This window comes from Thalassolituus sp. (assembly GCF_034111725.1).
Classification (GTDB): Bacteria; Pseudomonadota; Gammaproteobacteria; order Pseudomonadales; family Oceanobacteraceae; genus Thalassolituus.
Window position 1 is genome coordinate 20,273 of sequence record NZ_JAWUWR010000079.1, and the last position, 21,190, is coordinate 41,462.

The window sequence follows — 21,190 nt, forward strand, 5'->3', positions numbered from 1 at the left end:
GTTTATCCTTTAAAACCAGTTGTCTTGCATATCTAAACAAGTGCGATCAAAGCTCGTTAATAAATGCGCTTGATGTTCCACTTCTGGCAACTCCCACAAAATAAAATAGCGCGCGGCTTGGATTTTTCCGGCCATGAAATCGGTATCTTCTTTTGATTCAGAATTGCCAAAGGCTGATACAGCCTTTTCAGCCATTTCTAACCACAGCCAGGCGATAATGCACTTACCCATCATGTCGAGATATAGCGCAGAGTTGGCCAAGCCTTCTTTTACTTTTCCGCTTTGCAGTGCAGAGCCTAATGCCAGTGTGGTTTGCATTAGGGTGTTGATGTGTTTTTGATAGACCCCGACTAGTTCGCTTAGCTCGCTGTGTTTACCGGCAGCATGCATCGTTTTTTGAATACGTTTTAGCAATAGCTTTTGTCCTGCGCCGTTTTCTTGCCACAGTTTGCGACCTAATAGATCCAACGATTGAATACCGTGTGTGCCTTCATGTATTGGATTTAACCGGTTATCGCGATAACACTGTTCAACAGGGTACTCACGGGTATAACCCGCACCACCTAAGACTTGAATCGCAAGATCATTGGCACGTGGGCCATAAAACGATGGAAAGGATTTCACTACCGGAGTAAGTAGATCTAGCAAGCGTCCGGCATCCTCATCGCTCCCAGCTTCTTGCTCATCGACTAAACGTGCTGCAAGCATACATAACGCCAGAGAGCCTTCTACATAGGATTTTTGCGCTAGCAGCATACGTCGTACGTCAGCGTGCTCGATAATATTGATCTGTTTACTTTGTGGGTCTTTCTCGTCAGGACGACGGCCTTGAGGACGATTTCGGGCGTAATCGAGTGATTCCATATAACCGCGATAACCAATAGCCGCAGCGCCTAAACCAACCCCTATGCGAGCTGCGTTCATCATTTTGAACATGTAGCTCAGTCCTCGCCCAGCTTCACCGATTAGATAGCCGTGACAGTCATCTTTTTCGCCAAACGACAGTACCGTTGACGTGGTGCCACGATAGCCCATTTTGTGCAGTAAACCGGCCAATTGCACATCGTTGCGTTGGATGGGTTCTCCGGCCTCATTGGTGATGAATTTAGGCACCAAAAATAGCGAAATGCCTTTAACGCCTTGTGGCGCTCCCTGAATACGCGCAATAACCAAATGTATAATGTTGTTGGTGATGTCTTGGTCGCCGCCAGAGATATACATCTTCTGGCCTTTAATACGATAGCTACCGTCCTCGTGAGGAATGGCTTTAGTGGTTAAATCGCCGAGTGATGAGCCGACGTCTGGCTCAGTTAACGCCATTGTACCGGCACTGCGGCCGTCGAACATTGCTGGTAGGTAGCGACTTTTTTGTTCGTCACTGCCAAAGGCATTGATTAAGTTGGCGGCCGCCATGGTTAAAAAAGGGTAGCCAGCGGTTGATGGGTTCGCGGCAGTGAAGTATGCCATACACGCGCTATGAACCAAGGCTGGCAGCTGCATGCCGCCATCGTCATAACAATGACGGGCAGACAATAATCCTGAATCAGCAAAATGTTGCCATGCAGTTTTTACTTCTGGAATGGTGGTAACGCGTTCACCATCAAACTGTGGCTCGTTGGCATCCGCCTTCGCGTTATGCGGTAAAAAGTAATCGGTAGCAATACGTTCGGCAGTGGTCAGCACGCTATCAAAAGTGGTGCGGTCGTGTTCTTGATAAGCAGGTAACTGGCAAAGTTCTTCGGCGTTGAATACGGTATTCAGTAAAAAATCCATATCCTTCGAGCTAATAAGTTGCGGCATGCGTGTTGCTCCCGATAAGCGTAAAGCCAAAAAGTCTGGCGTCTTGTCTCTTTTTACCAGTATCGGGCTTGTCATGCCGACTGGTAATTGTCAATATAGCCACAGATAAAGCCATTAGTGACAGATTATGCAAAACATCGTCGTTGTAGGATTTCATAAAGCATTGGCATCGGCTATTACCGGTGTCGCTGACTTATTGGGCTTGGCCGGTGTTTCTTGGAATCGAATTCAAGGTGAAGAACCCGAGCGTTTATTTAATGTGCGTATTGCCAGTCCTGATGGCGAGCCTATTCGTTGTATCAATGGCTTGATGCTTGGTGCACACATGAGCTACGACCAGATTACCTCCGCGGACGCTTTGATCGTGCCCTCCATTGGTGGTGTATTTGAAGAAGTGTTAGCGAATGCAGCCCCTACGTTGGAATTACTACGCCGCGCAGACCGCAATGGCTGGGTTATAGCGGGCAATTGCACGGGTAACTTTCTGTTGGCCGAAGCCGGAATTCTCGATGGTCGCAGTGCGACGACACACTGGGGCTTTAAAGAACAATTCGAACAACGCTATCCTAAGGTTGATTTAAAAGCGGATCAGCTAATCACGCGCGATGCTCATATTTATTGTGCGGGTGGTGGCTTAGCTTGGTTCGATTTAGGTTTGCATATTATTGAGCGCACGGAAGGTTTTGAGGTCGCTATCCAAACTGCAAAGGCCTTCGTTATTGATTATCGCCGTGACAGCCAATTAACCTATTCATTGATGCGCTTAGCGAAACCGCATAAAGACGATCTAGTGAAAGACGTGCAGGCATGGTTGGATGAGCACTATTCTGAAACCGTGACCGTCGAGGCGCTTGCCGACCGGTTTAATGTGTCCAAACGTACGATCATTCGTCGCTTTAACTCTGCCCTTGATATGCCGCCAAATACCTACGTGCAGTCGATCCGTATCGAGGCTGCGCAAAAGCTATTAGAAGAAACTGAACGCACCGTTGATGTGGTCATGAATGATGTAGGCTACGATGATGCGAGTTCATTCAGGCGTTTGTTTCGCAAGAAAACTGGTCTTACACCCACAGAGTATCGTCGCCGCTTTAGCCGCCGTTTTTAGTTTGAGTAGTCATGAAACGTATTCTTCAATGACCAATTAAGCATAAAACGGTATCCTGCCTCTCGAATTATTATGGGGCAGTGTAATGAGTTTTTTACGACAGAACGCTGATTGGCTAAGCATGCTTTTTTTAGCCGCCATCTTTGTTGCTTTCCCGCAGATAGACTTAGCTATTAGCGCTACTTTCTATGATCCTGTTAGCCATTCTTGGCCATACGCTCATCATCCTGTTACGGATTCTATTTACGCCTTATTTCGTTATGCACCCCATGTAATCGTACCAACACTTTTGATCGTGATTGGCCTTACGTTTGTTAAAAGGGGAGTGGATGTTAGGCAGCGTCAGCCGTGGCTTTTTCTGTTACTGGTTCTACTTATTGGCCCAGGTATTATTGTTCATGGTGTGTTCAAAGAGGGTTTTGACCGCAGTCGCCCTAAAAATATTGAACAATTTGATGGCCCAAATACCTTCACCCCCGCATTTGTTATTTCCAATCATTGTTCAAAGGGCTGCAACTCATTCGTTAGCGGCCATTCGGCTATGGGCTTTTGGTTTATTGCCTTTGCGTGGGTGCTGCGTCGCCGCAGTTGGTTCTGGTTTGGGATAGCCGTTGGGGCGGTTGTTAGCGCGACGCGCATTGTTCAGGGAGGGCATTTCTTGAGTGATACGATATTTGCAGGCTACGTTTGTTACTTTACCTGCCGCGCGTTGGGATACTGGCTTCTAGGATTTAGCAGGCCAACATAACGTTACAATGTCCTGACAAAAGTAACTCTTGGCGCAGGATGTTACTTTTATGGCCATTAAGGGCCTGTTTTACGGTATTGAGTTGGGTAGAATGTGAGAATAGGTTCTGACATAGGATCCTTATCTCCACTTTGCCCAGCGTCAGCTGGGTTTTTTATTTGTGACACAGCTGCTGTGTTTTTGGGTGGCCACAGATGCAGCCACCTTTTCTGTTCGCTGAAATTGCGATTACTGCGCTTCGATGCCGACCACCAACCAAGGTGAGTCGTCGCTGTTCAGATCTCGCTCTAAATGCCAAACATCGAAAATACCATCTTCTGATTTTTCTAACTCGTCGCGGCAGCGTCCCTTAAATAAGATACTGATATGACGAATGCCATCGCTTTCTTCAGCGCGCACAATCTCAGCTTCAAGATCAAGTACTTCGGTCTTCGGTGGCACCATCAAACGATTACGCTGCGCAGCTAACGCGGAATAAAGGTCAGTGGCCACATATTCACGGATCAAATCAAGGTTGCCGTCATTCCATGCTTGCTGCACTAAGCGGTAGTGCTCTAGCGAACCATCAATAAAGCCACGAATATCGAAGTTCTCTGGCAGATCGATCGGAGCTTGGTGGCTATCATCTTGATGGTTATTGCCTTGAAAAGAAGACGCGCTGTTCGTGTCTGGTGTTTGATCAAAGTTCTGTCTTGCATGTCCGGCATGTGCTGGTTGCGGCCCGCGCATACCTTTTAACAAACGCATTATGACGAAGAAGGCACCTGCCAACAGTAAGATATCCATCAATTGAATGCCTTCAAATGCACCACTGCCCAACAGGTAAGCGAATATGCCACCGGCAAGTAAACCACCCAGCATGCCACCCATAAGTCCGCCTTTACGAGCTGGCTGATTAGATGCAGGCTGCGAAGAGGGCTTTGCTGGTTGAGCGTTCTTGTAAGGTGTGCTGAATGTTTTGCCAAAGCCGCCACCGCCAAAGCGCTTAGCTTGAGCCTCCCCACTGACGCTGATTAAAAATATAAATGCAGAAAAAATGGTCAAAAAGGTCTTCATATTAGCCTCATCATTGAGCAGGGAGATAACCCTAGTTCTTGTATGGATAAATTCGTTGCTGCGGTTTTGCCGCATGTCAGTGCTTTGATGTTAACGCAAAAAAAGAATGAGTGTGCACTTGTTAATGTGTTCGAGTGTTAAATAGACGCTTTAGTTTCCCTCCGTTATTGATCGTCTGAGCTTGTTATGTCGAGCTGCCATTTCTCTATACCTTTTGATTTTTAATCAGTCGGTTTATCAATAACCTCGACGTATACTAGCGGTTTTATATTTAGGGTTTCTTATGCGCTTGCAGTGGCACATATTCTGTCGAGTTGTTGATAATTTCGGCGATATCGGTGTGTGTTGGCGCTTAGCTCAGCAGCTCGTACGCGAGCACCAGCAAGTGCTGACCTTATGGGTTGACGATCTCAATAGCTTCAACGCGATCTGCCCTAATGCCTCCACCATAGCGGCAGAGCAAATCGTCAACGGAGTGCTCGTTAGGCATTGGCAAGAAATTATAGATGTTAGCTTAGCTACGCATGCAGATGTGGTTGTTGAAGCGTTTGCATGTGATTTGCCCGAAGCTTGGTTGGCGAGCATGGCGCAACGCGAACCGCAGCCGCAATGGCTTAATCTTGAGTACTTAAGCGCTGAAGCTTGGACCTTAGATTGTCATCTAGGGTGTTCGCCATTAGCGGGTATGCAGCGGGTGTTTTTCTTTCCTGGCTTTGCGGCCGGAAGTGGCGGCGTTTTAATCGACAATGAATTACTCGCGACAGCAGAGAAATTAAAATCTGCAACGACTCAGCAAACCTTCCTCGCCTCGCTGGGTGTCATTGAAGAAGGTTTATTTGAGCGCCGTATTTCTCTCTTTGCCTACGAAAATCCAGCGGTCGAAACACTGTTGACGGCGTTGGCTAACGATCTAACTACCAGTCACTTATTGGTGCCAACGGGTCGAGTGACTGCCGATGTAGAACGTTGGTTGGGCAGGGCATTGATAGAGGGCGTTTCGCTGCAGCGCGGATCGCTAACCATTACCGCTTTGCCTTTTATGTCGCAATTAGAGTACGACGGCCTATTGGCGATCTGTGACTTTAACTGTGTTCGTGGCGAAGAATCCTTTGTGCGCTCTCAGGTGCTCGGAAAGCCAACGCTGTGGCACATTTACCCTCAAGATGACAATGCTCATATCGACAAGCTAGAAGCGTTTTTAGAGGTGTATTTGGGTAATGTTGACGCAGATTTAGGAGGCCATATTTCAGCCTTGAGTTTGCATTGGAATCAGGTGCATAGCGCTAATGGTGATTGGCCAGCCGTGTTGCAACACCTGCCAATTTGGCAGCAACATGCCGAGGGCTGGCGACAACACCTTATGTCTAACGGTGACCTTGCATCAAATCTGGTGACGTACGTTAAAAACAGAGTATAGTGCTGGCGATTTTTCTTTAATCGGTAACCGCTATGAAAACTGCTCACGATTTTCGCATCGGACAAGTTCTGAGCCTGAATGGCCAAGCTTGGGTGATCTTGAAAACTGAATTCAACAAGTCGGGTCGTAACTCAGCTGTTGTAAAAATGAAATTGAAGAACTTGATTACTGGCGCTTCTCAAGAACCTGTTTTCAAGGCAGATGATAAGTTAGAGCCTATCATCCTAGAACGCAGCAAGGTGACTTACTCGTATTTCGCTGATCCTCTTTACGTCTTTATGGACGAAGAGTACAACCAAGTCGAAATGGAAAAAGAAAATCTAGGCGAAGCTTTACCATACATCATCGATGGTATGACCGAAGTGTGTGAAGTGACCTTCTACGAAGGCAAAGCAATCAGCATTGAATTGCCAACCACTATCGTGCGTAAGGTTTCTTACACTGAACCTTCAGCTCGTGGCGACACCAGCGGCAAGGTCATGAAATTGGCAACACTAGAAAACGGTACTGAAATTCAAGTCGCATCATTCATTGAGATTGATGAAGACATCGAAATCGACACTCGTACGGGTGAATTCAAAGGCCGTGCTAAAAAATAAGCTCGCTTTTGTTTTGCCATAAAAAAACGCCAGCCGATGCTGGCGTGTTTTATGTGAGCTTACTTGTCGTTTTAACGCTTAGGTAAAACGCGATTTCAGTAAATTCAGGCAACACCCATCGCTAAACCAGCAACTGCAATTCCAGCACCGGCGATGCGACGGCTCACATCCGCGGCTTTATTGTGGCCTAACATAGCTAAACCAAAACCAATGGCATGGAGTAGGGCTGTCGCCAGAATGAAGCCAGCACCATAGGTGAATAGTGTGCTCATCATCGGCATTTCTGCACCGTGTGCTAAGCCATGAAATAGCGCGAATGTTCCTGCGACTGCTCCAGCAATAACAGCCGAGCTGCGTACTTTGAATGCGATCATTGCACCGAATGCTACGACTGAAGCAATAATCATAAATTCGGTAATCGCCAAGCTAGTACTCACACCAACAATGGCACCTACGGCCATCACGGCAACGAAGGTAACCGGCGTGGCCCAACGAGCAGCACCGACTTGTCGTGCCGACCAAAGGCCAACAGCGAGCATAGCCAGTAGGTGATCCAAGCCCATAAATGGATGAGCAATACCGGCACTAAAGCCGCTAGTGCCATGACCCGTGTGGGCGAAAGCGGCGGCGGGTAGTAACAGTGCAGCCGCAGTGATGATGATTTTTTTCATACATTTCTCCATTAGAATTTTTAGTAAATTCAAACTTGTTAAAATCAGCTTGGCGTTTAAACCACGGCTTTTGCAGGTGGTAATGTTTTTTGCTCTAACATGCCTTCGGTAATAATAAATTGGATAATGTCATCCAATCCTTCTGCCTTTTTCAAATTAGAGAAAACAAATGGACGCTCGCCGCGCATCTTTTTGGCATCACGATCCATTACGTCGAGTGAGGCACCAACCAGCGGCGCTAAATCAGTTTTATTAATCACCAATAAATCCGAACGGGTAATACCTGGGCCACCTTTACGTGGGATTTTATCGCCAGCGGATACGTCAATAACGTAAATGGTCAGATCGGATAATTCTGGGCTGAAGGTCGCACTGAGGTTATCGCCACCGCTTTCGACGAAAACTAAATCCAAGTTTTCATGGCGCTTCATTAATTCATCAATGGCGGCCAAGTTCATCGAGGCATCTTCACGAATGGCGGTATGCGGGCAGCCACCGGTTTCAACCCCCATGATACGATCAGCCGACAGCGCTTCGTTGCGGGTTAAAAACTCGGCATCTTCTTTGGTGTAAATGTCATTGGTGACGACAGCAATATTGTAGTGATCGCGCAACGCGGTACAAAGTGAGCGTAACAAGGCTGTTTTCCCCGAGCCAACTGGGCCGCCAACACCAATGCGTAATGTTTGTTTTTTCATTAAATAACTCTCCGTTGAATCTTACGCCCGTTCACGAGCGGAACAAGCGTGTGTATTGGGTTTCATGTCGTGCACTGGCAATCGCCAGTGCCGGTAACGAGCCGCCGATATCATCTTCATCTACCTGCATAGCCGTTGCTATCGTTGCGGGTATTAGGCGCTGTAAATCACTTAATAATTGCTGCGCTTGGGTTTGCCCAAGCGGCACTAATTTAGTAGCCGCGGCGATTTGATTTTCTAACCAGCTCCATGCTAATCCGGTTGCCGCGGCATTAAATGGAATACCCCATTGCACCGCGGGTAGGGCATAGAGAGCGACATAACTAATGCCGCTTTCGCATTCTGCTACGGCGGCGGGTAAAGGTACTTCAATGGACTTTAATACTCGCACTAAGGCTTCGCCCATGGCGGTATCGGTAAGGCGCAGCTCGCGGGTTTCACGGCTGGCCAAAATTAAATCATTCCATTTTAACCACTCATTTTCATCGCCAGCGGCAATGGCGTGCATCGCACCGTGCAATATCGGCAAATCAATAAGAGCGATGGTTTCTTGCAATTGAATCGATAACCAATCGCGCGTCGCTTGCATGTTTGTGACCCAGCCACATTCCACCGCATATTCCAGACCTTGAGAAAACGCATAACCACCCACTGGCAGGCTCACACTCGACAGCTGCAATAAACGCAGTAAAGCCGGTGTGCTTAATTCTTCAGTAGGCAGGTTAATGGAATTAGTGGTCATGGTGGTGGTGGCCCCCGTGATCATGACCGCCATGACTATCATCGTCGTGGCCACCATGATTGTGCGAATAGCCCGGCGCATAAGCACCCGATTCCGGCACAAATACCGCTTCTTCATGGCTAACAATTAAGCCCAATAAATGCAGCATATCTTCCAGTACATGATCCGGTTGAATGCGTAACCACCGGTCGCCGACTTCAACTTTTACATGACGGTTGCCAAGGTGGTAGCAGGCTTTGGCGAACGCTTGCCAATCATCGCAACTGGCGTGGGCAATGGCTTCTACGGCACCTTCGATTTTTATGATTTTGCCACAGGTGGCTTTTAAATATTCGCCCACCAATAAGGATTTGCCGCGCTCTAAAAATAGGCGTACTTCTTCACCATCGGTACTGGTTAATTTTAACCGACCACGGTCGCGCTGTTCGTAAGTTAATACGACCGTTGCACTAACCGGATCATGACAATGAGTACCGAGGCGCTCGTAGACTTCCAGCATGAAGGCTGTCCTTTTTAAAATAAGTTGTATAGCTGTGCCAGTGGTAGTTCGGTTGCTGGCTCACACGTCAGCAACTCGCCATCGGCACGTACTTCATAGGTTTGAGGATCAACCGTAATGGTTGGCATCCAATTGTTTAATACCATGTCGGATTTACGAATATTGCGCGTATTTTTGCACTCAGCCAGAGTACGGTGTAATCCGAGCTTAGTACCCACATCGTTCTTTAATGCCGCGCCCGAAACAAAGGTTAAACTGGTGGCGGCGGCGGCACGTCCAAGCGCTCCAAACATCATGCGATAGTGCACGGGTTGTGGCGTTGGAATCGAGGCATTGGGATCGCCCATCGGCGCGGCTGCAATCATGCCGCCTTTGATAATCATCGATGGTTTAACCGCGAAGAAGGCCGGTTTCCACAAGACTAGATCCGCTAATTTACCTTTTTCGATAGAGCCAATTTCGTGCGACATACCATGGGCAATGGCCGGGTTAATGGTGTACTTAGAAATATAACGACGGGCGCGGAAGTTATCAGCGCCGAGTGTTTCGTCCTCAGGCAATAAACCGAATTGGGTTTTCATTTTATGCGCGGTTTGCCATGTGCGCGTAATGACTTCACCGACCCTTCCCATGGCTTGGGAATCGGACGAAATCATGCTGAAGGCACCACGGTCGTGGAATAAATCTTCGGCAGCGATGGTTTCTTTGCGAATGCGCGAATCTGCAAAGGCAACGTCTTCAGGAATGCTGCTATCAAGGTGGTGACACACCATTAGCATATCGAGATGTTCGTCTACCGTATTAGCGGTGTAAGGGCGTGTTGGGTTGGTTGAAGACGGCAATACGTTCGGGTAGCCACACGCGCGAATAATATCCGGAGCATGACCACCGCCAGCACCTTCGGTGTGATAGGTGTGAATAACGCGATCTTTAAATGCGCCAATGGTGTCGTCAACAAAACCCGATTCGTTCAAGGTGTCGGTATGGATCGCCACCTGCACATCGTATTTTTCTGCCACGCTTAAACAACAATCAATCGATGCTGGGGTGGTGCCCCAATCTTCGTGCAGTTTTAAACCACAGGCACCGGCTTCGAGTTGTTCTTCTAGAGCGGCGGGTAGGCTGGCGTTACCTTTGCCGAGGAAACCAAAGTTCATCGGTAGGTCGTCGGTGGCTTGCAGCATTTTGCCGATATACCACGGGCCAGGTGTACAGGTCGTTGCGTTGGTGCCAGTGGCTGGGCCAGTACCACCACCTATCATAGTAGTGACGCCGCTCATTAAGGCTTCTTCGACTTGCTGTGGGCAAATAAAGTGAATATGGGCGTCGATACCACCGGCGGTTAAAATTGAACCCTCACCGGCAATCACTTCAGTACCTGGGCCGATAATAATGTCGATATTATCTTGGATGTCGGGATTGCCGGCTTTACCGATGGCAAAGATGCGGCCATCTTTAATGCCGACATCACCTTTCACAATACCCCAGTGATCCAGCACCACGGCATTGGTAATGACTAAATCCACCGCGACGTCGTTGGTGTATTGGCTTTGGCCCATGCCATCACGAATGACTTTGCCGCCGCCGAATTTTACTTCGTCGCCGTAGGTGGTGAAGTCTTTTTCAATTTGAATAAAGAGTTCGGTGTCGCCTAAACGTACGCGGTCGCCCTTGGTCGGGCCAAACATTTGCGCGTATGAGGTGCGATCCATGGTTTTCTTGCTGGTATCTTGGCTCATGCTGATTCTCCATCCAAACTGCCCATCACATCGCCACGGAAACCGTAAACTTTACGGTCGCCCACATACGCCACTAATTCCACTTCGCGGCCTTGGCCCGGTTCAAAACGCACCGCCGTACCAGAGGCAATATTTAGCCGAAATCCTTTGGTTTTTTCACGCTCGAACGACAGCGCCATGTTGGTTTCATAAAAGTGATAATGCGAACCCACTTGCACCGGACGGTCGCCAGTATTCTCGACCCGTAGCGTAATGGTCGGGCGGCCTTCATTAAGAAGGATATCGCCTTCACCGACGATAATTTCACCTGGAATCATGCTTCTTATCTCCGTTTTTCAGTAAAAGCCTTGTGTGCGAAATGAGTACAGGCGCTTTTAAACAATGGGTTCGTGAACAGTGACTAACTTAGTCCCATCGGGAAAGGTCGCTTCCACTTGTACTTCGTGGATTAACTCAGGCACGCCGGGCATAACTTGATCAGCCGTCAGCAGGGTTTTGCCGTAGCTCATTAATTCGGCCACGGTTTTACCATCGCGTGCGCCTTCAATGATTTCCATCGAAAGATAGGCCATGGCTTCTGGATAATTTAATTTTAAGCCGCGATTAAGCCGACGTTCGGCTAATAAAGCTGCGGTAAAAATCAGCAGCTTATCCTTTTCGCGTGGTAGTAATTCCATCATTCACCTCGGTGTTAATAACTAGCGCATGAGCGCCAAATTAAATGAATTTAAGTCGCCCAAATGCGTGGTGCACAGGCAGGTCGCTGTAATAAATGTGGTCGGACGAGTGACCAAGCGGCGACCAATAACTGGCGTGCTTTTTCGCTACAGGTGCCCAGATAACGCACAGTTAATATTTCACCATTCAACGTCACACCGGCGAGTTCGTTGTCGCACAAAGCCTGCAATGCGCCCATCAGATCGTCGGGTAACGGTGCGGAAAATGGCCCAGCGACTAACAGCCCGTGTACTGGATGGCCGCGAAAACCGGCTGCCGCATTGAGGTGGCTATTTTGCTCAGGCGATAAATTCAGGCGTTCGTTAAAAATTAACCGCCCTTGATTATAAAGACGTAGCCCTTGTTTTAAATGCGTCGTTTGCCCTAGGTCGTCGAGCCGCGCTTCATTGGCGGGCAAGCCCAGACTGACAATATCCCAACCGATAAAGCGGCTGTTTTTGCCTAGGCGCACATTGGTTTGCAGGCGCGCGCGCGAAGAGGGGAAGAGAATCGTCTCCAGAGGCATCCATTCCAGTACGGCATCGTCGTCTATTGTTAGCTCTACTTGCTGTTGTTGCAGCAAGCCATCGCTGCGTGCGCGATAGACCCGACCAGCACCGGGTGTGGTAATCAGTGCATGACTGTGTGCTTCGGCATGAGCGCTGATGGCAAGAAAGTCGCCTGACACCATGCCACCCGGAGGATGAAGCAAATACACATGGGCGCAATCTGGGCCTTCGGGATAAAACGGTTTTTGCACGTACAGTGGACCGTTGTGCTCACTGCGAACTAAACGCGAGCCGCGTTCGGTGCGACGAAAACCGAGACTGAGCGAAGCACGCCAGCTCGAGGCATTGGTAATATTTAAATTCGGTGGCGGAACAGGCAGATTCAAGCCGTTTCTCCTGTGCGGCTGAGCAGCGGTTTGAACCTTAGGTAGGAACGTGCGCCGTTATATTGCAATCACTTTACAACTGTCTCAGGGGGGAGGCAAACCCATAGATGATTTAAAACTGGGCGCAAAGTTGCCAATTAAAAAAAACTGGATGATTTTATGTAAGTTATTGAAAATTAGAAGGTTTCTATCAGATTTTAAGGCGCAAATTAATGCTGAACGAAAGAAGATAATTGCGATTCAGGTATCGCTATTCGAGGACTGTTAATCAGGTAGCCGTGTGGCTACCTGATTAGCAATAGAGCTTACATTACCCGCATACCCGGCTGCGCACCGTCATGTGGTTCTAGCAACCAGATGTCTGATCCACCCGGACCAGCAGCCAGTACCATGCCTTCGGACATGCCGAACTTCATTTTGCGTGGTGCTAAGTTAGCGACCATCACCGTTAACTTGCCTTCGAGGTCTTCTGGCTTATAAGCCGATTTAATCCCCGAGAACACGTTACGCAGTTCGCCATTGCCGATATCCAAGGTCAGTTGCAGCAGTTTGTCCGCGCCTTCCACGTGATTGGCTTTAACGATACGAGCAATACGTAAATCGACTTTAGCAAAATCTGGAAATTCGATGGCTTCAGCAATGGCTTCAGAACCGTCTTCGCGAGTGGCTGGGCCTTTGGCTTTTTTCTCGTCCTTTTTACTACCGTCTTTTTTTGCGTCTTTCTTTGCAGCCGTTTTGTCGTCTTTTTGTGCTGAAGTACCGGCTTCTTTTGCCAAAAGTTCTTGGGTATCGAACAGGATGGCGTTGACCTTGTCCATTTCGGCACGATTTAACATTGGCTTAAACTTGTTAATGCTATGACCCAAGAGAATGGCGCGGTTATCCCACTGCAAATTATCAAGGTTCATAAACTCACAAGTTTTTTGCGCTAATTCTGGTAATACTGGAGCAAGGTAGGTCATCAATTGACGGAACAAGTTGAGTGCTACCGAGCATACATCTAAAACTTCTTGTTCACGGCCTTCTTCTTTGGCCATCGCCCAAGGCGCTTTTTCTTGGATGTATTCGTTAGCGCGATCGGCCAGTGTCATGACTTCTTTCATGGCACGACCAAACTCGCGTTTTTCGTAGAAATCAGCAATCACATCACCACGATCAATAAAGCTTTGCAGCATTTCTGGCTCGGCACATTGGCTGCTTAACTGACCACCGGCTTTCATAATAAAGCTAGCGCTACGGCTGGCGATGTTGACCAGTTTATTGACGAGGTCGGAGTTTACGCGCTGTACGAAGTCTTCTAGGTTTAAATCGAAATCATCGATGCTAGAGCTTAATTTTGCCGCAAAGTAGTAGCGCAAATAGGTTGGATTTAAATGATCCAAATAAGTACGGGCGGTAATAAAAGTGCCGCGCGATTTCGACATCTTTGCGCCGTTAACGGTGACAAAACCGTGCGCGTTTACTGCTGTCGGTGTGCGGTATTCTGCTGCCGTGAGCATCGATGGCCAAAACAGCGCATGGAAGTTAATAATATCTTTGCCGATAAAGTGATACACCTCGGCTTCTGAACCGACCTTCCAGTAATCGTCGAAGTTTAAATCGTCACGACGGTCGCATAAATTTTTAAAGCTGGCCATGTAACCAATCGGCGCGTCGAGCCAAACGTAAAAATACTTGCCCGGCGCATCTGGAATTTCAAAACCAAAATACGGTGCATCGCGTGATATGTCCCACTCTTGCAGGCCGCTATCTAGCCATTCAGCCAACTTGTTAGCCACTTCGTCTTGTAGCGTGCCAGAGCGTGTCCACTCTTGTAAAAAGCTCTGGAATTCAGGCAATTTAAAAAAGAAATGCTCGGATTCTTTTTCAACTGGGGTGGCACCCGAAATAACCGAAAATGGGTTTTTTAATTCTGCAGGGGTATAGGTTGCACCACAGACTTCGCAGTTATCGCCGTACTGATCACCAGCGCCACACTTAGGGCATTCGCCTTTGATGTAACGGTCGGCTAAGAAAATCTCTTTTACCGGGTCGAATAGCTGTTTGATACTGCGCGTGGCGATATAGCCTTTATCGCGACAGGCTTTGTAAATCTCGGCCGATAGCACACGGTTTTCTTCACTGTGCGTGCTATGAAAGTTGTCGAACGCAATTTGGAAATCGGCGAAGTCTTTTTCGTGCTCGGCTTTTACTCGTGCAATTTGTTCTTCTGGCGAAATGCCTTCTTTTTCTGCGCGTAACATAATCGCAGTGCCATGTGCATCATCAGCACAAACGTAAGTGCACTGATGACCACGCGATTTTTGAAAGCGAACCCAAATATCAGTTTGAATGTACTCCAACAGATGCCCAAGGTGGATAGAACCGTTGGCATAAGGAAGGGCGCTGGTGACTAGGATGTTACGAGAGTTCTGTGCGGTCATGACAATTCGCTACGGGTTGCTCAAAGAAAGGGCGCCATTGTAGCGGGTATTGCGTTCGGCTTCACGCCCAAGATACATCTCTTCGGGCGTGAAGTTATTAAGGCATGTTATTCGTGGTGATCAGCGACCCTAGGGTCGAGAGTCACCTTGGCGGTGCGGATAGTATTGTCTTTAATTTGCATGATCTCGATACGATAGCGGCCAATGAGTAAGCAGACTGGCGCCTCGGGAATGTGCTCGAGCATTTCTACAATTAATCCACTGATGGATTTTGGACCATCGGTCGGCAAATCCCACTTCAGCGCGCGATTAACGTCACGCACGTACGCAGTGCCATCGACGATAAAGCTGCCATCGTCTTGCGGATGTACATCAGGAGAACTGCTGGAGGCAACGTCGGTGGTAAATTCGCCCACGATCTCTTCTAAGATATCTTCCAAGGTACAAATACCCTGAACATCGCCATACTCATCAACCACCAGTGCAATACGACGCTGGTTTTTCTGGAAGTTGAATAGCTGAGTGTGCAGCGGCGTACTTTCAGGAATGAAATATGGTTCGCGGCAGATTTCTTCGATATCGGCTTTGAGATACTCACCCGATGACAAAAAGCGACTGATATTGCGGGTGTGCAAAATACCCACCACGTTATTGATATCACCACGGAATACCGGCAAGCGCGTATGTTGTGTGGTACGCAGTTGCTGAATCACTTCGCTGAGCGAATCATCTAAATCAATGCCCATTACCTCGTTACGCGGCACCATAATGTCGTTAACCGTCATCTTCTCTAAATCGAGAATACTGATCAGCATATGCTGGTGGCGCTTCGGGATCATAGTACCGGCTTCACGTACGACAGTGCGCAATTCTTCAGTGCTAAGGTTATCTGGGGTGGTGTTATTCACATCAATGCGGATGATTTTTAACAGCGCATTGGCAATGGTGTTCACGAACCATACAAAAGGGTGCAGAGCCCACTGCAATGGAATCAATAACCGCGCAGCAGGAAAGGCAATTCGTTCCGGCATGATTGCGGCTAATGTTTTCGGCGTTAATTCGGCAAAAATAAGGACCACCAAAGTAAATAAAATGGTGTTCACAAATACCGCAAGATCGGGATTGTCCGGCCACAAACGTTGGCTAATGATGGTGGCTAGCGCGGCTGCGGCAAAGTTAACTAGGTTGTTACCAGTAAGAATGGTGCCGATTAAACGATCGGGCTTTTCCAACAACTTAGAAGCACGCATGGCACCTTTGTGCTTGCTCTTGGCCATATGGCGCAAGCGATAGCGGTTGAGCGACATCATTCCGGTTTCAGAACTGGAGAAGAATCCTGACATAACGATCAGGAGAGCAAGTATGCCGAATAGCATACTTAAGGGGACGTCATTCAAGACGGTATCCTTTCATAATTTCGATCCCGCCATCATAGGGTGTAGGTCTCAACTGTCAACAGACAGAGAGGTTAGTCAGTGCTAAATCGCTTCAGCTCTGTCTATAGCGGCGATACATGCAAAATAACTTCGAGAACAAAGCGCGAACCGAAATACGACATGACCAAGAATCCTGTGCCAACAAGCGTCCAACGGCTAGCGATCACGCCGCGCCAGCCAAAGCGATAACGGCCAAACAATAATCCCGCGAAGACTAGCCAGCCGATGCAACCAAAGGCTACCTTGTGAATAAGGTGCTGGCCTTTAATGTCGATCACGTGTGGCCAACCAATAGCAAAGGCTGCGGTTAATAAAATCATGCCTAACCAGATCATTTCGAATAACAATACATCCATAGTTTGCAGCGACGGTAGCGCCTGCACTAGACCGCGGGTTTGATGTTTGCGTAAGTGTTGATCTTGCAACATCACCAGTACGGCTTGCATGGAAGCTATGGTGAAGGTGCTGTATGCCAGAATCGACAGCAAAATATGCCACGTTAGGCCGTAATTAAGGTCGGTGAAAATAACAACTTTATGAAAAATAGAGGCTGTTAATAAAACCAGGGCAGCCATCGGTAACAAGCCAATCAATAAGTTGTCGACTGGTTTGCGCCAGCTAGAAAATAGTAGCAGTAAGGTAATGACCAAGGAAATCAAAGAGCCCACTTGTAAAAAGGCCAAGTTGATTTCATCGCCTTTGAACATAGTGGTCGCTACGTAGCCGATGTGCAGAAGTGCAGCGATTGCAGTGCTGCTGCGCACTAATCCACGAGAATTTTGGCGGCGGCCAGTAGCCACTAACCATTGCACAAAGGCTGCAACAATATAGAAACCAGCAGCAGGGGCTGCCAATGCGAATCCAGACATTGTGATTCCTCAAAAAGATAGCCGCAGTGTCGCACATGGCGACACTCGGTAAAAGATGCATTAGCGGAGTTTGGGAGTAGAACCGCAACGCGCTATACTGCCGGCTGTTTTGTATTTGGCAGAGTCATCGAGATGTTTGAGAGCCTCACGGACCGCCTTGGCAGTGCCCTTAAAGGGATTACTGGCCAAGCGAAGTTAACTGAAGACAACATTAAAGGCACCGTACGCGAAGTGCGTATGGCCTTATTGGAAGCCGACGTTGCATTACCGGTAGTAAAAGCCTTCACCGATCAGGTGAAAGAGCGCGCTATCGGCACTGATGTAATGAAGAGCCTAAACCCAGGCCAAGCGTTTTTGAAAATCGTCCATGACGAACTTCAAGCGGTGATGGGGGAAGCCAACGAAAAATTAAACCTCGCCACGCAACCGCCTGCCGTTATCGAAATGGCCGGTTTGCAGGGGGCGGGTAAAACGACCACTGTTGCCAAACTGGCTAAGTATCTTGCTGAGCGCGAGAAGAAAAAGGTCATGGTAGTTTCTGCTGATGTGTATCGCCCTGCGGCGATTAAGCAGTTAGAAACCTTAGCTAAAGAAGTGGGTGCTCAATTCTTCCCATCTTCGGCTGATCAAAAGCCATTAGATATTGCCCGTAACGCTATTGATGCCGCTAAACGCGCGCATGTCGATGTATTATTGGTGGATACCGCCGGTCGTCTAGCGGTTGACGAAGCCATGATGGCAGAGATTCAAGCGCTGCACGCAGGTATCAAACCGATTGAAACCTTGTTCGTGGTCGATGCCATGACAGGTCAAGACGCCGCGAACACAGCGAAAGCGTTTAATGATGCTTTACCGCTAACCGGCGTGATTTTGACGAAGGCGGATGGTGATGCCCGTGGCGGTGCTGCTTTGTCGGTGCGCCATATTACTGGTAAGCCAATTAAGTTTATGGGTATGGGCGAAAAGGTTGATGCTTTAGAGCCATTCCACCCTGATCGTGTTGCTTCTCGTATTTTGGATTTGGGCGATATTCTTACCCTGATCGAAGAGGCTGAACGCAAGATCGACAAGTCGAAGGCGGATAAACTCGCTAAGAAGATGAAGTCGGGTAAGGGCTTTGATCTTGAAGACTTCCTTGATCAAATTCAGCAAATGAAAAATATGGGCGGTTTAACAGGCATGCTCGATAAGTTACCGGGTATGGGTAATATGGGCGCGATGTCCAAACAAACTGACGCCGCTGAAAAACAGTTCAAGCAAATGGAGTCGATTATTTTCTCGATGACCCCTGATGAACGTCGCTTCCCCGATAAAATTAATGGTTCACGCAAAAAGCGTATTACCTTAGGTTCGGGTACCGAAATTCAGGATCTTAACCGTTTGCTCAAGCAACATAAGCAAATGCAAAAGATGATGAAGAAAGTATCGGCCAAGGGCGGTATGGCAAAAATGATGCGCGCTATGGGCGGTGGTGGTGGAATGCCTCCCGGCGGCATGCCGCCTATGATGCGATAACTGTATTCATGATCCAAAAAACGGCTAGCCCATCGGGTTAGCCGTTTTTTTTGCCAAATAGCGATATTGTTTCGTATATGAATCTAATAATCTCATTATATCCCCCATTGTTTGTTTGGATGGAATGCTATGATGGCGCGAACTCAATCACCTACTGGAGGAGCAACTAGAATGAAGCGAACTATCGCTTACTTGTCATTACTTATCATTCTATGTCTTTCGTCGATTACCCAAGCCGCCGCGATGCGCCAGCAAGGCCAATGGTATGGCTACTGGGGTTGGAATAACGCTACTTACTCCGATAGTGATATCCATTTTAAAGGCGATGATCACGACTTCACTCTTTATAACGTTAGCGCACATGATCATCAGACCGAAGTGAGCGATAATGAGTTATTTCACTCGTACCTTAATCCATTTCGTATGACGATCCCCCAATACAATTGGCGCTTTGGTTATTTTGTTACTAATAACTGGTCTGTGTCTTTGGGCTTCGATCATATGAAATACGTCATGGTGCAAGATCAAACCGTCGATATTAGCGGCACCATTTCTAAGCCCGGATTTGAACGTACCGACCCAGCGCTGGGCCAACAGCAACTCACCGGCGATTTCCTAACCTACGAACATACCGATGGCTTTAACATGATTTCGTTAGAGACCGAAGGGTATTTGCCAGTATGGCAGTGGCAAGACAAGTTCGATGTCGCGCTATTCGCTGGTGGCGGCGGCGGTGTGCTATTTCCAAAAAGTAACGTAAAGCTATTAAGTGGTGAGCGTAACGACGAATGGCACGTAGCCGGTTACGCCTCGGTGGTGAAATTGGGTATCGAAGCCACCATTTGGAAACACGTATTTGTGCGCTTTTTAGGTAAATTCGGCTATGCCGATATGAGCGACGTACTCACCAGTAACAAAGGCGACAAGGCCGACCAAACCTTTTACTTCGATGAGTATATTGGCTCTGTAGGCTACCGCTTCTAAGACGTCGTTTTCTGGTAATCTACCTCCTAAGTTCAGTGTAGGGCTCAGAGGGGTAGATTATGTGGATTCAACGCACGATAACATTAGAGCCGTATGCTCGCGGTTTTCATTTAATTACCTCCGCAATAGAACAGCAACTTCCTGAATTAAGCCAAATTCAAGTCGGTCTGCTGCACGTATTTATTCAACACACCTCCGCTTCGCTTACCATTAATGAAAACGCCGACCCAACAGTGCGCGGTGATTTCGAGCGGGTATTTAATCGCTTAGTACCCGAGAATCAGCCTTACTATCAACACAATGATGAAGGCTCGGATGATTTGCCTGCGCATATTAAAACCAGCTTATTAGGACCATCGGTCACCATTCCGATTACCAATGGGCAATTAAATATGGGCACATGGCAGGGTGTTTATTTGTGCGAACACCGCGATTGTGGCGGCAGTAGGAGATTGGTGCTGACGTTGAATGGTGAGTGATGGCTATCTTTAATATGGATTTATACAGCTGATCAATGATTCAACCTGTGATACTTGATGCCATCCCATCGAGCCTTTCTTTTGTCTTTTCCCACTTTGGCATGACCTGATTCATCAGCCGATAAAACCGTTCGCTGTGGTTATGTTCAGCTATATGGCAAAGCTCATGCAAAATCACGTAATCAATACACTCACGAGGTGATTTAACCAGATGTGGGTTTAATGTAATTCGGCCATTAGGGGAACAACTGCCCCACTGAGTTTGCATCGTTAAAATGCGTAGGGGAGGGCAATCAGTTACCCAAAGTGCTTGTTCTAGCATTGCATCTAAGCGTTTAGCGAAGATTTCTTTTGCGCGTGCTTTATACCAATCTGCCAGTAGCGCTTTTACTTTTTCGGCGTTTTTAATTCTTACTGATACTTCCAGCTTTCCTCGAAGCAGTTTGACGCCCTGAGCTTGCTCCGGCGCTTCTATTACTTTTAGTAGGTACTGTTTGCCTAAGTAATAATGGCTTTCGCCACTGATGTATTGGCGCGGCGTAATGTGCTCAAGTTGTTTGCGAAAATCACGTAGTTTTTCATAGATCCAGCGGCTACGTTTTTTTACTGCACTGAGTACCATGTCGTTGTCGGCATCTTCAGGAGCAGAGACAATAACACGGCAATCTGGGTGAACTTTAATCAGCACTTTGCTCGTGGCTTGGGGGCGTTTAACACGCTCAAACGCAATCTGCTGGTCAGCGTAATGAAAGCTCATAAGCTGGCGGTTGGGTTTAATCGGTACGTTCATAGGTC

General features: G+C 47.9%; 22 protein-coding genes. 8 read left to right on the forward strand and 14 right to left on the reverse strand.

The window, feature by feature from the left end; all coding sequences use genetic code 11:
- Positions 1-9: 9 nt before the first annotated feature.
- The gene (locus tag UXZ23_RS13570) at positions 10-1,800 is read right to left on the reverse strand and encodes an acyl-CoA dehydrogenase (RefSeq protein WP_320821098.1); all 1,791 of its coding nucleotides are present in this window, start codon (positions 1,798-1,800) and stop codon (positions 10-12) included.
- Between the two features lie 127 nt (positions 1,801-1,927).
- On the opposite strand from UXZ23_RS13570, the gene UXZ23_RS13575 reads away from it, so the two are divergent.
- On the forward strand, positions 1,928-2,908 hold the full coding sequence (locus tag UXZ23_RS13575; protein WP_320821099.1) for a GlxA family transcriptional regulator: 981 nt from the start codon (positions 1,928-1,930) through the stop codon (positions 2,906-2,908).
- A gap of 85 nt (positions 2,909-2,993) precedes the next feature.
- Positions 2,994-3,656: a phosphatase PAP2 family protein gene (locus UXZ23_RS13580; protein ID WP_320821100.1), complete on the forward strand. Its 663-nt coding sequence runs from the start codon at positions 2,994-2,996 to the stop codon at positions 3,654-3,656.
- A gap of 228 nt (positions 3,657-3,884) precedes the next feature.
- Here the strand turns inward: UXZ23_RS13580 and UXZ23_RS13585 are convergent, their stop codons facing one another.
- Positions 3,885-4,712 carry a Tim44-like domain-containing protein gene (locus UXZ23_RS13585; protein ID WP_320821101.1) on the reverse strand — a complete coding sequence of 276 codons (828 nt, stop codon included), beginning with the start codon at positions 4,710-4,712 and terminating at the stop codon, positions 3,885-3,887.
- Between the two features lie 283 nt (positions 4,713-4,995).
- Between UXZ23_RS13585 and earP the strand changes: the two genes are divergently transcribed.
- Together earP and efp are read left to right on the forward strand one after the other, a co-directional pair.
- On the forward strand, positions 4,996-6,129 hold the full coding sequence (gene earP / locus UXZ23_RS13590; protein WP_320821102.1) for an elongation factor P maturation arginine rhamnosyltransferase EarP: 1,134 nt from the start codon (positions 4,996-4,998) through the stop codon (positions 6,127-6,129).
- A 32-nt stretch (positions 6,130-6,161) separates the two neighbouring features.
- Positions 6,162-6,728 carry an elongation factor P gene (gene efp / locus UXZ23_RS13595; RefSeq protein ID WP_015486135.1) on the forward strand — a complete coding sequence of 189 codons (567 nt, stop codon included), beginning with the start codon at positions 6,162-6,164 and terminating at the stop codon, positions 6,726-6,728.
- Positions 6,729-6,832: 104 nt separating this feature from the next.
- Here efp and UXZ23_RS13600 read toward each other — a convergent pair whose 3' ends face one another.
- From UXZ23_RS13600 to UXZ23_RS13635, 8 genes are read right to left on the reverse strand one after another with little or no spacing between them, the layout of a single operon-like run.
- Positions 6,833-7,399 (reverse strand): HupE/UreJ family protein, encoded by a 567-nt coding sequence (locus UXZ23_RS13600; protein ID WP_320821103.1) that lies wholly within the window; start codon positions 7,397-7,399, stop codon positions 6,833-6,835.
- A 56-nt stretch (positions 7,400-7,455) separates the two neighbouring features.
- Positions 7,456-8,097, reverse strand: coding sequence for an urease accessory protein UreG (ureG, locus tag UXZ23_RS13605; protein WP_320821104.1), 642 nt, complete (start codon positions 8,095-8,097; stop codon positions 7,456-7,458).
- A 31-nt stretch (positions 8,098-8,128) separates the two neighbouring features.
- A complete protein-coding gene (locus UXZ23_RS13610; protein ID WP_320821105.1) occupies positions 8,129-8,872 on the reverse strand; it encodes an urease accessory protein UreF in 744 nt (247 codons plus the stop codon).
- Entirely contained in the window at positions 8,829-9,338 is a 510-nt protein-coding gene (gene ureE, locus UXZ23_RS13615) for an urease accessory protein UreE (RefSeq protein WP_320821106.1), read from the reverse strand. Before ureE ends, UXZ23_RS13610 begins: the two co-directional genes overlap by 44 nt.
- Positions 9,339-9,352: 14 nt before the next feature.
- Entirely contained in the window at positions 9,353-11,077 is a 1,725-nt protein-coding gene (ureC, locus tag UXZ23_RS13620; protein WP_320821107.1) for an urease subunit alpha, read from the reverse strand.
- Entirely contained in the window at positions 11,074-11,394 is a 321-nt protein-coding gene (locus UXZ23_RS13625) for an urease subunit beta (protein ID WP_320821108.1), read from the reverse strand. The genes ureC and UXZ23_RS13625 overlap by 4 nt, the downstream gene beginning before the upstream one ends.
- Before the next feature lie 57 nt (positions 11,395-11,451).
- Positions 11,452-11,754: an urease subunit gamma gene (locus tag UXZ23_RS13630; protein WP_320821139.1), complete on the reverse strand. Its 303-nt coding sequence runs from the start codon at positions 11,752-11,754 to the stop codon at positions 11,452-11,454.
- Positions 11,755-11,804: 50 nt separating this feature from the next.
- On the reverse strand, positions 11,805-12,689 hold the full coding sequence (locus tag UXZ23_RS13635) for an urease accessory protein UreD (RefSeq protein ID WP_320821109.1): 885 nt from the start codon (positions 12,687-12,689) through the stop codon (positions 11,805-11,807).
- A 49-nt stretch (positions 12,690-12,738) separates the two neighbouring features.
- On the opposite strand from UXZ23_RS13635, the gene UXZ23_RS13640 reads away from it, so the two are divergent.
- On the forward strand, positions 12,739-12,957 hold the full coding sequence (locus UXZ23_RS13640; RefSeq protein WP_320821110.1) for a hypothetical protein: 219 nt from the start codon (positions 12,739-12,741) through the stop codon (positions 12,955-12,957).
- 37 nt (positions 12,958-12,994) lie between these two features.
- Here the strand turns inward: UXZ23_RS13640 and metG are convergent, their stop codons facing one another.
- The 3 genes from metG to UXZ23_RS13655 form a co-directional block, all read right to left on the reverse strand.
- A complete protein-coding gene (metG, locus tag UXZ23_RS13645) occupies positions 12,995-15,112 on the reverse strand; it encodes a methionine--tRNA ligase (protein WP_320821111.1) in 2,118 nt (705 codons plus the stop codon).
- Positions 15,113-15,219: 107 nt separating this feature from the next.
- Complete coding sequence (locus UXZ23_RS13650) at positions 15,220-16,509, reverse strand: HlyC/CorC family transporter (protein ID WP_276677581.1); 1,290 nt, start codon at positions 16,507-16,509, stop codon at positions 15,220-15,222.
- A gap of 101 nt (positions 16,510-16,610) precedes the next feature.
- Positions 16,611-17,417 carry an inner membrane protein YpjD gene (locus tag UXZ23_RS13655; RefSeq protein ID WP_320821112.1) on the reverse strand — a complete coding sequence of 269 codons (807 nt, stop codon included), beginning with the start codon at positions 17,415-17,417 and terminating at the stop codon, positions 16,611-16,613.
- A gap of 132 nt (positions 17,418-17,549) precedes the next feature.
- On the opposite strand from UXZ23_RS13655, the gene ffh reads away from it, so the two are divergent.
- The 3 genes from ffh to UXZ23_RS13670 all read left to right on the forward strand — a co-directional run bounded on the left by ffh (position 17,550) and on the right by UXZ23_RS13670 (position 20,395).
- Positions 17,550-18,932, forward strand: a complete 1,383-nt coding sequence (gene ffh, locus UXZ23_RS13660) for a signal recognition particle protein (protein ID WP_320821113.1) — start codon at positions 17,550-17,552, stop codon at positions 18,930-18,932.
- Between the two features lie 171 nt (positions 18,933-19,103).
- A complete protein-coding gene (locus UXZ23_RS13665) occupies positions 19,104-19,916 on the forward strand; it encodes a hypothetical protein (protein WP_320821114.1) in 813 nt (270 codons plus the stop codon).
- A gap of 59 nt (positions 19,917-19,975) precedes the next feature.
- Entirely contained in the window at positions 19,976-20,395 is a 420-nt protein-coding gene (locus tag UXZ23_RS13670; protein WP_320821115.1) for a secondary thiamine-phosphate synthase enzyme YjbQ, read from the forward strand.
- A gap of 40 nt (positions 20,396-20,435) precedes the next feature.
- On the opposite strand, the gene UXZ23_RS13675 is transcribed toward UXZ23_RS13670, so the two are convergent.
- Positions 20,436-21,185 (reverse strand): SprT family zinc-dependent metalloprotease, encoded by a 750-nt coding sequence (locus UXZ23_RS13675; RefSeq protein WP_320821116.1) that lies wholly within the window; start codon positions 21,183-21,185, stop codon positions 20,436-20,438.
- Between the last annotated feature and the right edge of the window lie 5 nt (positions 21,186-21,190).

Coding starts and splice junctions, on each gene's coding strand:
- UXZ23_RS13570 (WP_320821098.1), bottom strand. CDS start 1,800: ATGCCGCAACTTATTAGCTCGAAGGATATGGATTTTTTACTGAATACC.
- UXZ23_RS13575 (WP_320821099.1), top strand. CDS start 1,928: ATGCAAAACATCGTCGTTGTAGGATTTCATAAAGCATTGGCATCGGCT.
- UXZ23_RS13580 (WP_320821100.1), top strand. CDS start 2,994: ATGAGTTTTTTACGACAGAACGCTGATTGGCTAAGCATGCTTTTTTTA.
- UXZ23_RS13585 (WP_320821101.1), bottom strand. CDS start 4,712: ATGAAGACCTTTTTGACCATTTTTTCTGCATTTATATTTTTAATCAGC.
- earP (WP_320821102.1), top strand. CDS start 4,996: ATGCGCTTGCAGTGGCACATATTCTGTCGAGTTGTTGATAATTTCGGC.
- efp (WP_015486135.1), top strand. CDS start 6,162: ATGAAAACTGCTCACGATTTTCGCATCGGACAAGTTCTGAGCCTGAAT.
- UXZ23_RS13600 (WP_320821103.1), bottom strand. CDS start 7,399: ATGAAAAAAATCATCATCACTGCGGCTGCACTGTTACTACCCGCCGCC.
- ureG (WP_320821104.1), bottom strand. CDS start 8,097: ATGAAAAAACAAACATTACGCATTGGTGTTGGCGGCCCAGTTGGCTCG.
- UXZ23_RS13610 (WP_320821105.1), bottom strand. CDS start 8,872: ATGGCGGTCATGATCACGGGGGCCACCACCACCATGACCACTAATTCC.
- ureE (WP_320821106.1), bottom strand. CDS start 9,338: ATGCTGGAAGTCTACGAGCGCCTCGGTACTCATTGTCATGATCCGGTT.
- ureC (WP_320821107.1), bottom strand. CDS start 11,077: ATGAGCCAAGATACCAGCAAGAAAACCATGGATCGCACCTCATACGCG.
- UXZ23_RS13625 (WP_320821108.1), bottom strand. CDS start 11,394: ATGATTCCAGGTGAAATTATCGTCGGTGAAGGCGATATCCTTCTTAAT.
- UXZ23_RS13630 (WP_320821139.1), bottom strand. CDS start 11,754: ATGGAATTACTACCACGCGAAAAGGATAAGCTGCTGATTTTTACCGCA.
- metG (WP_320821111.1), bottom strand. CDS start 15,112: ATGACCGCACAGAACTCTCGTAACATCCTAGTCACCAGCGCCCTTCCT.
- UXZ23_RS13655 (WP_320821112.1), bottom strand. CDS start 17,417: ATGTCTGGATTCGCATTGGCAGCCCCTGCTGCTGGTTTCTATATTGTT.
- ffh (WP_320821113.1), top strand. CDS start 17,550: ATGTTTGAGAGCCTCACGGACCGCCTTGGCAGTGCCCTTAAAGGGATT.
- UXZ23_RS13665 (WP_320821114.1), top strand. CDS start 19,104: ATGAAGCGAACTATCGCTTACTTGTCATTACTTATCATTCTATGTCTT.
- UXZ23_RS13670 (WP_320821115.1), top strand. CDS start 19,976: ATGTGGATTCAACGCACGATAACATTAGAGCCGTATGCTCGCGGTTTT.
- UXZ23_RS13675 (WP_320821116.1), bottom strand. CDS start 21,185: ATGAACGTACCGATTAAACCCAACCGCCAGCTTATGAGCTTTCATTAC.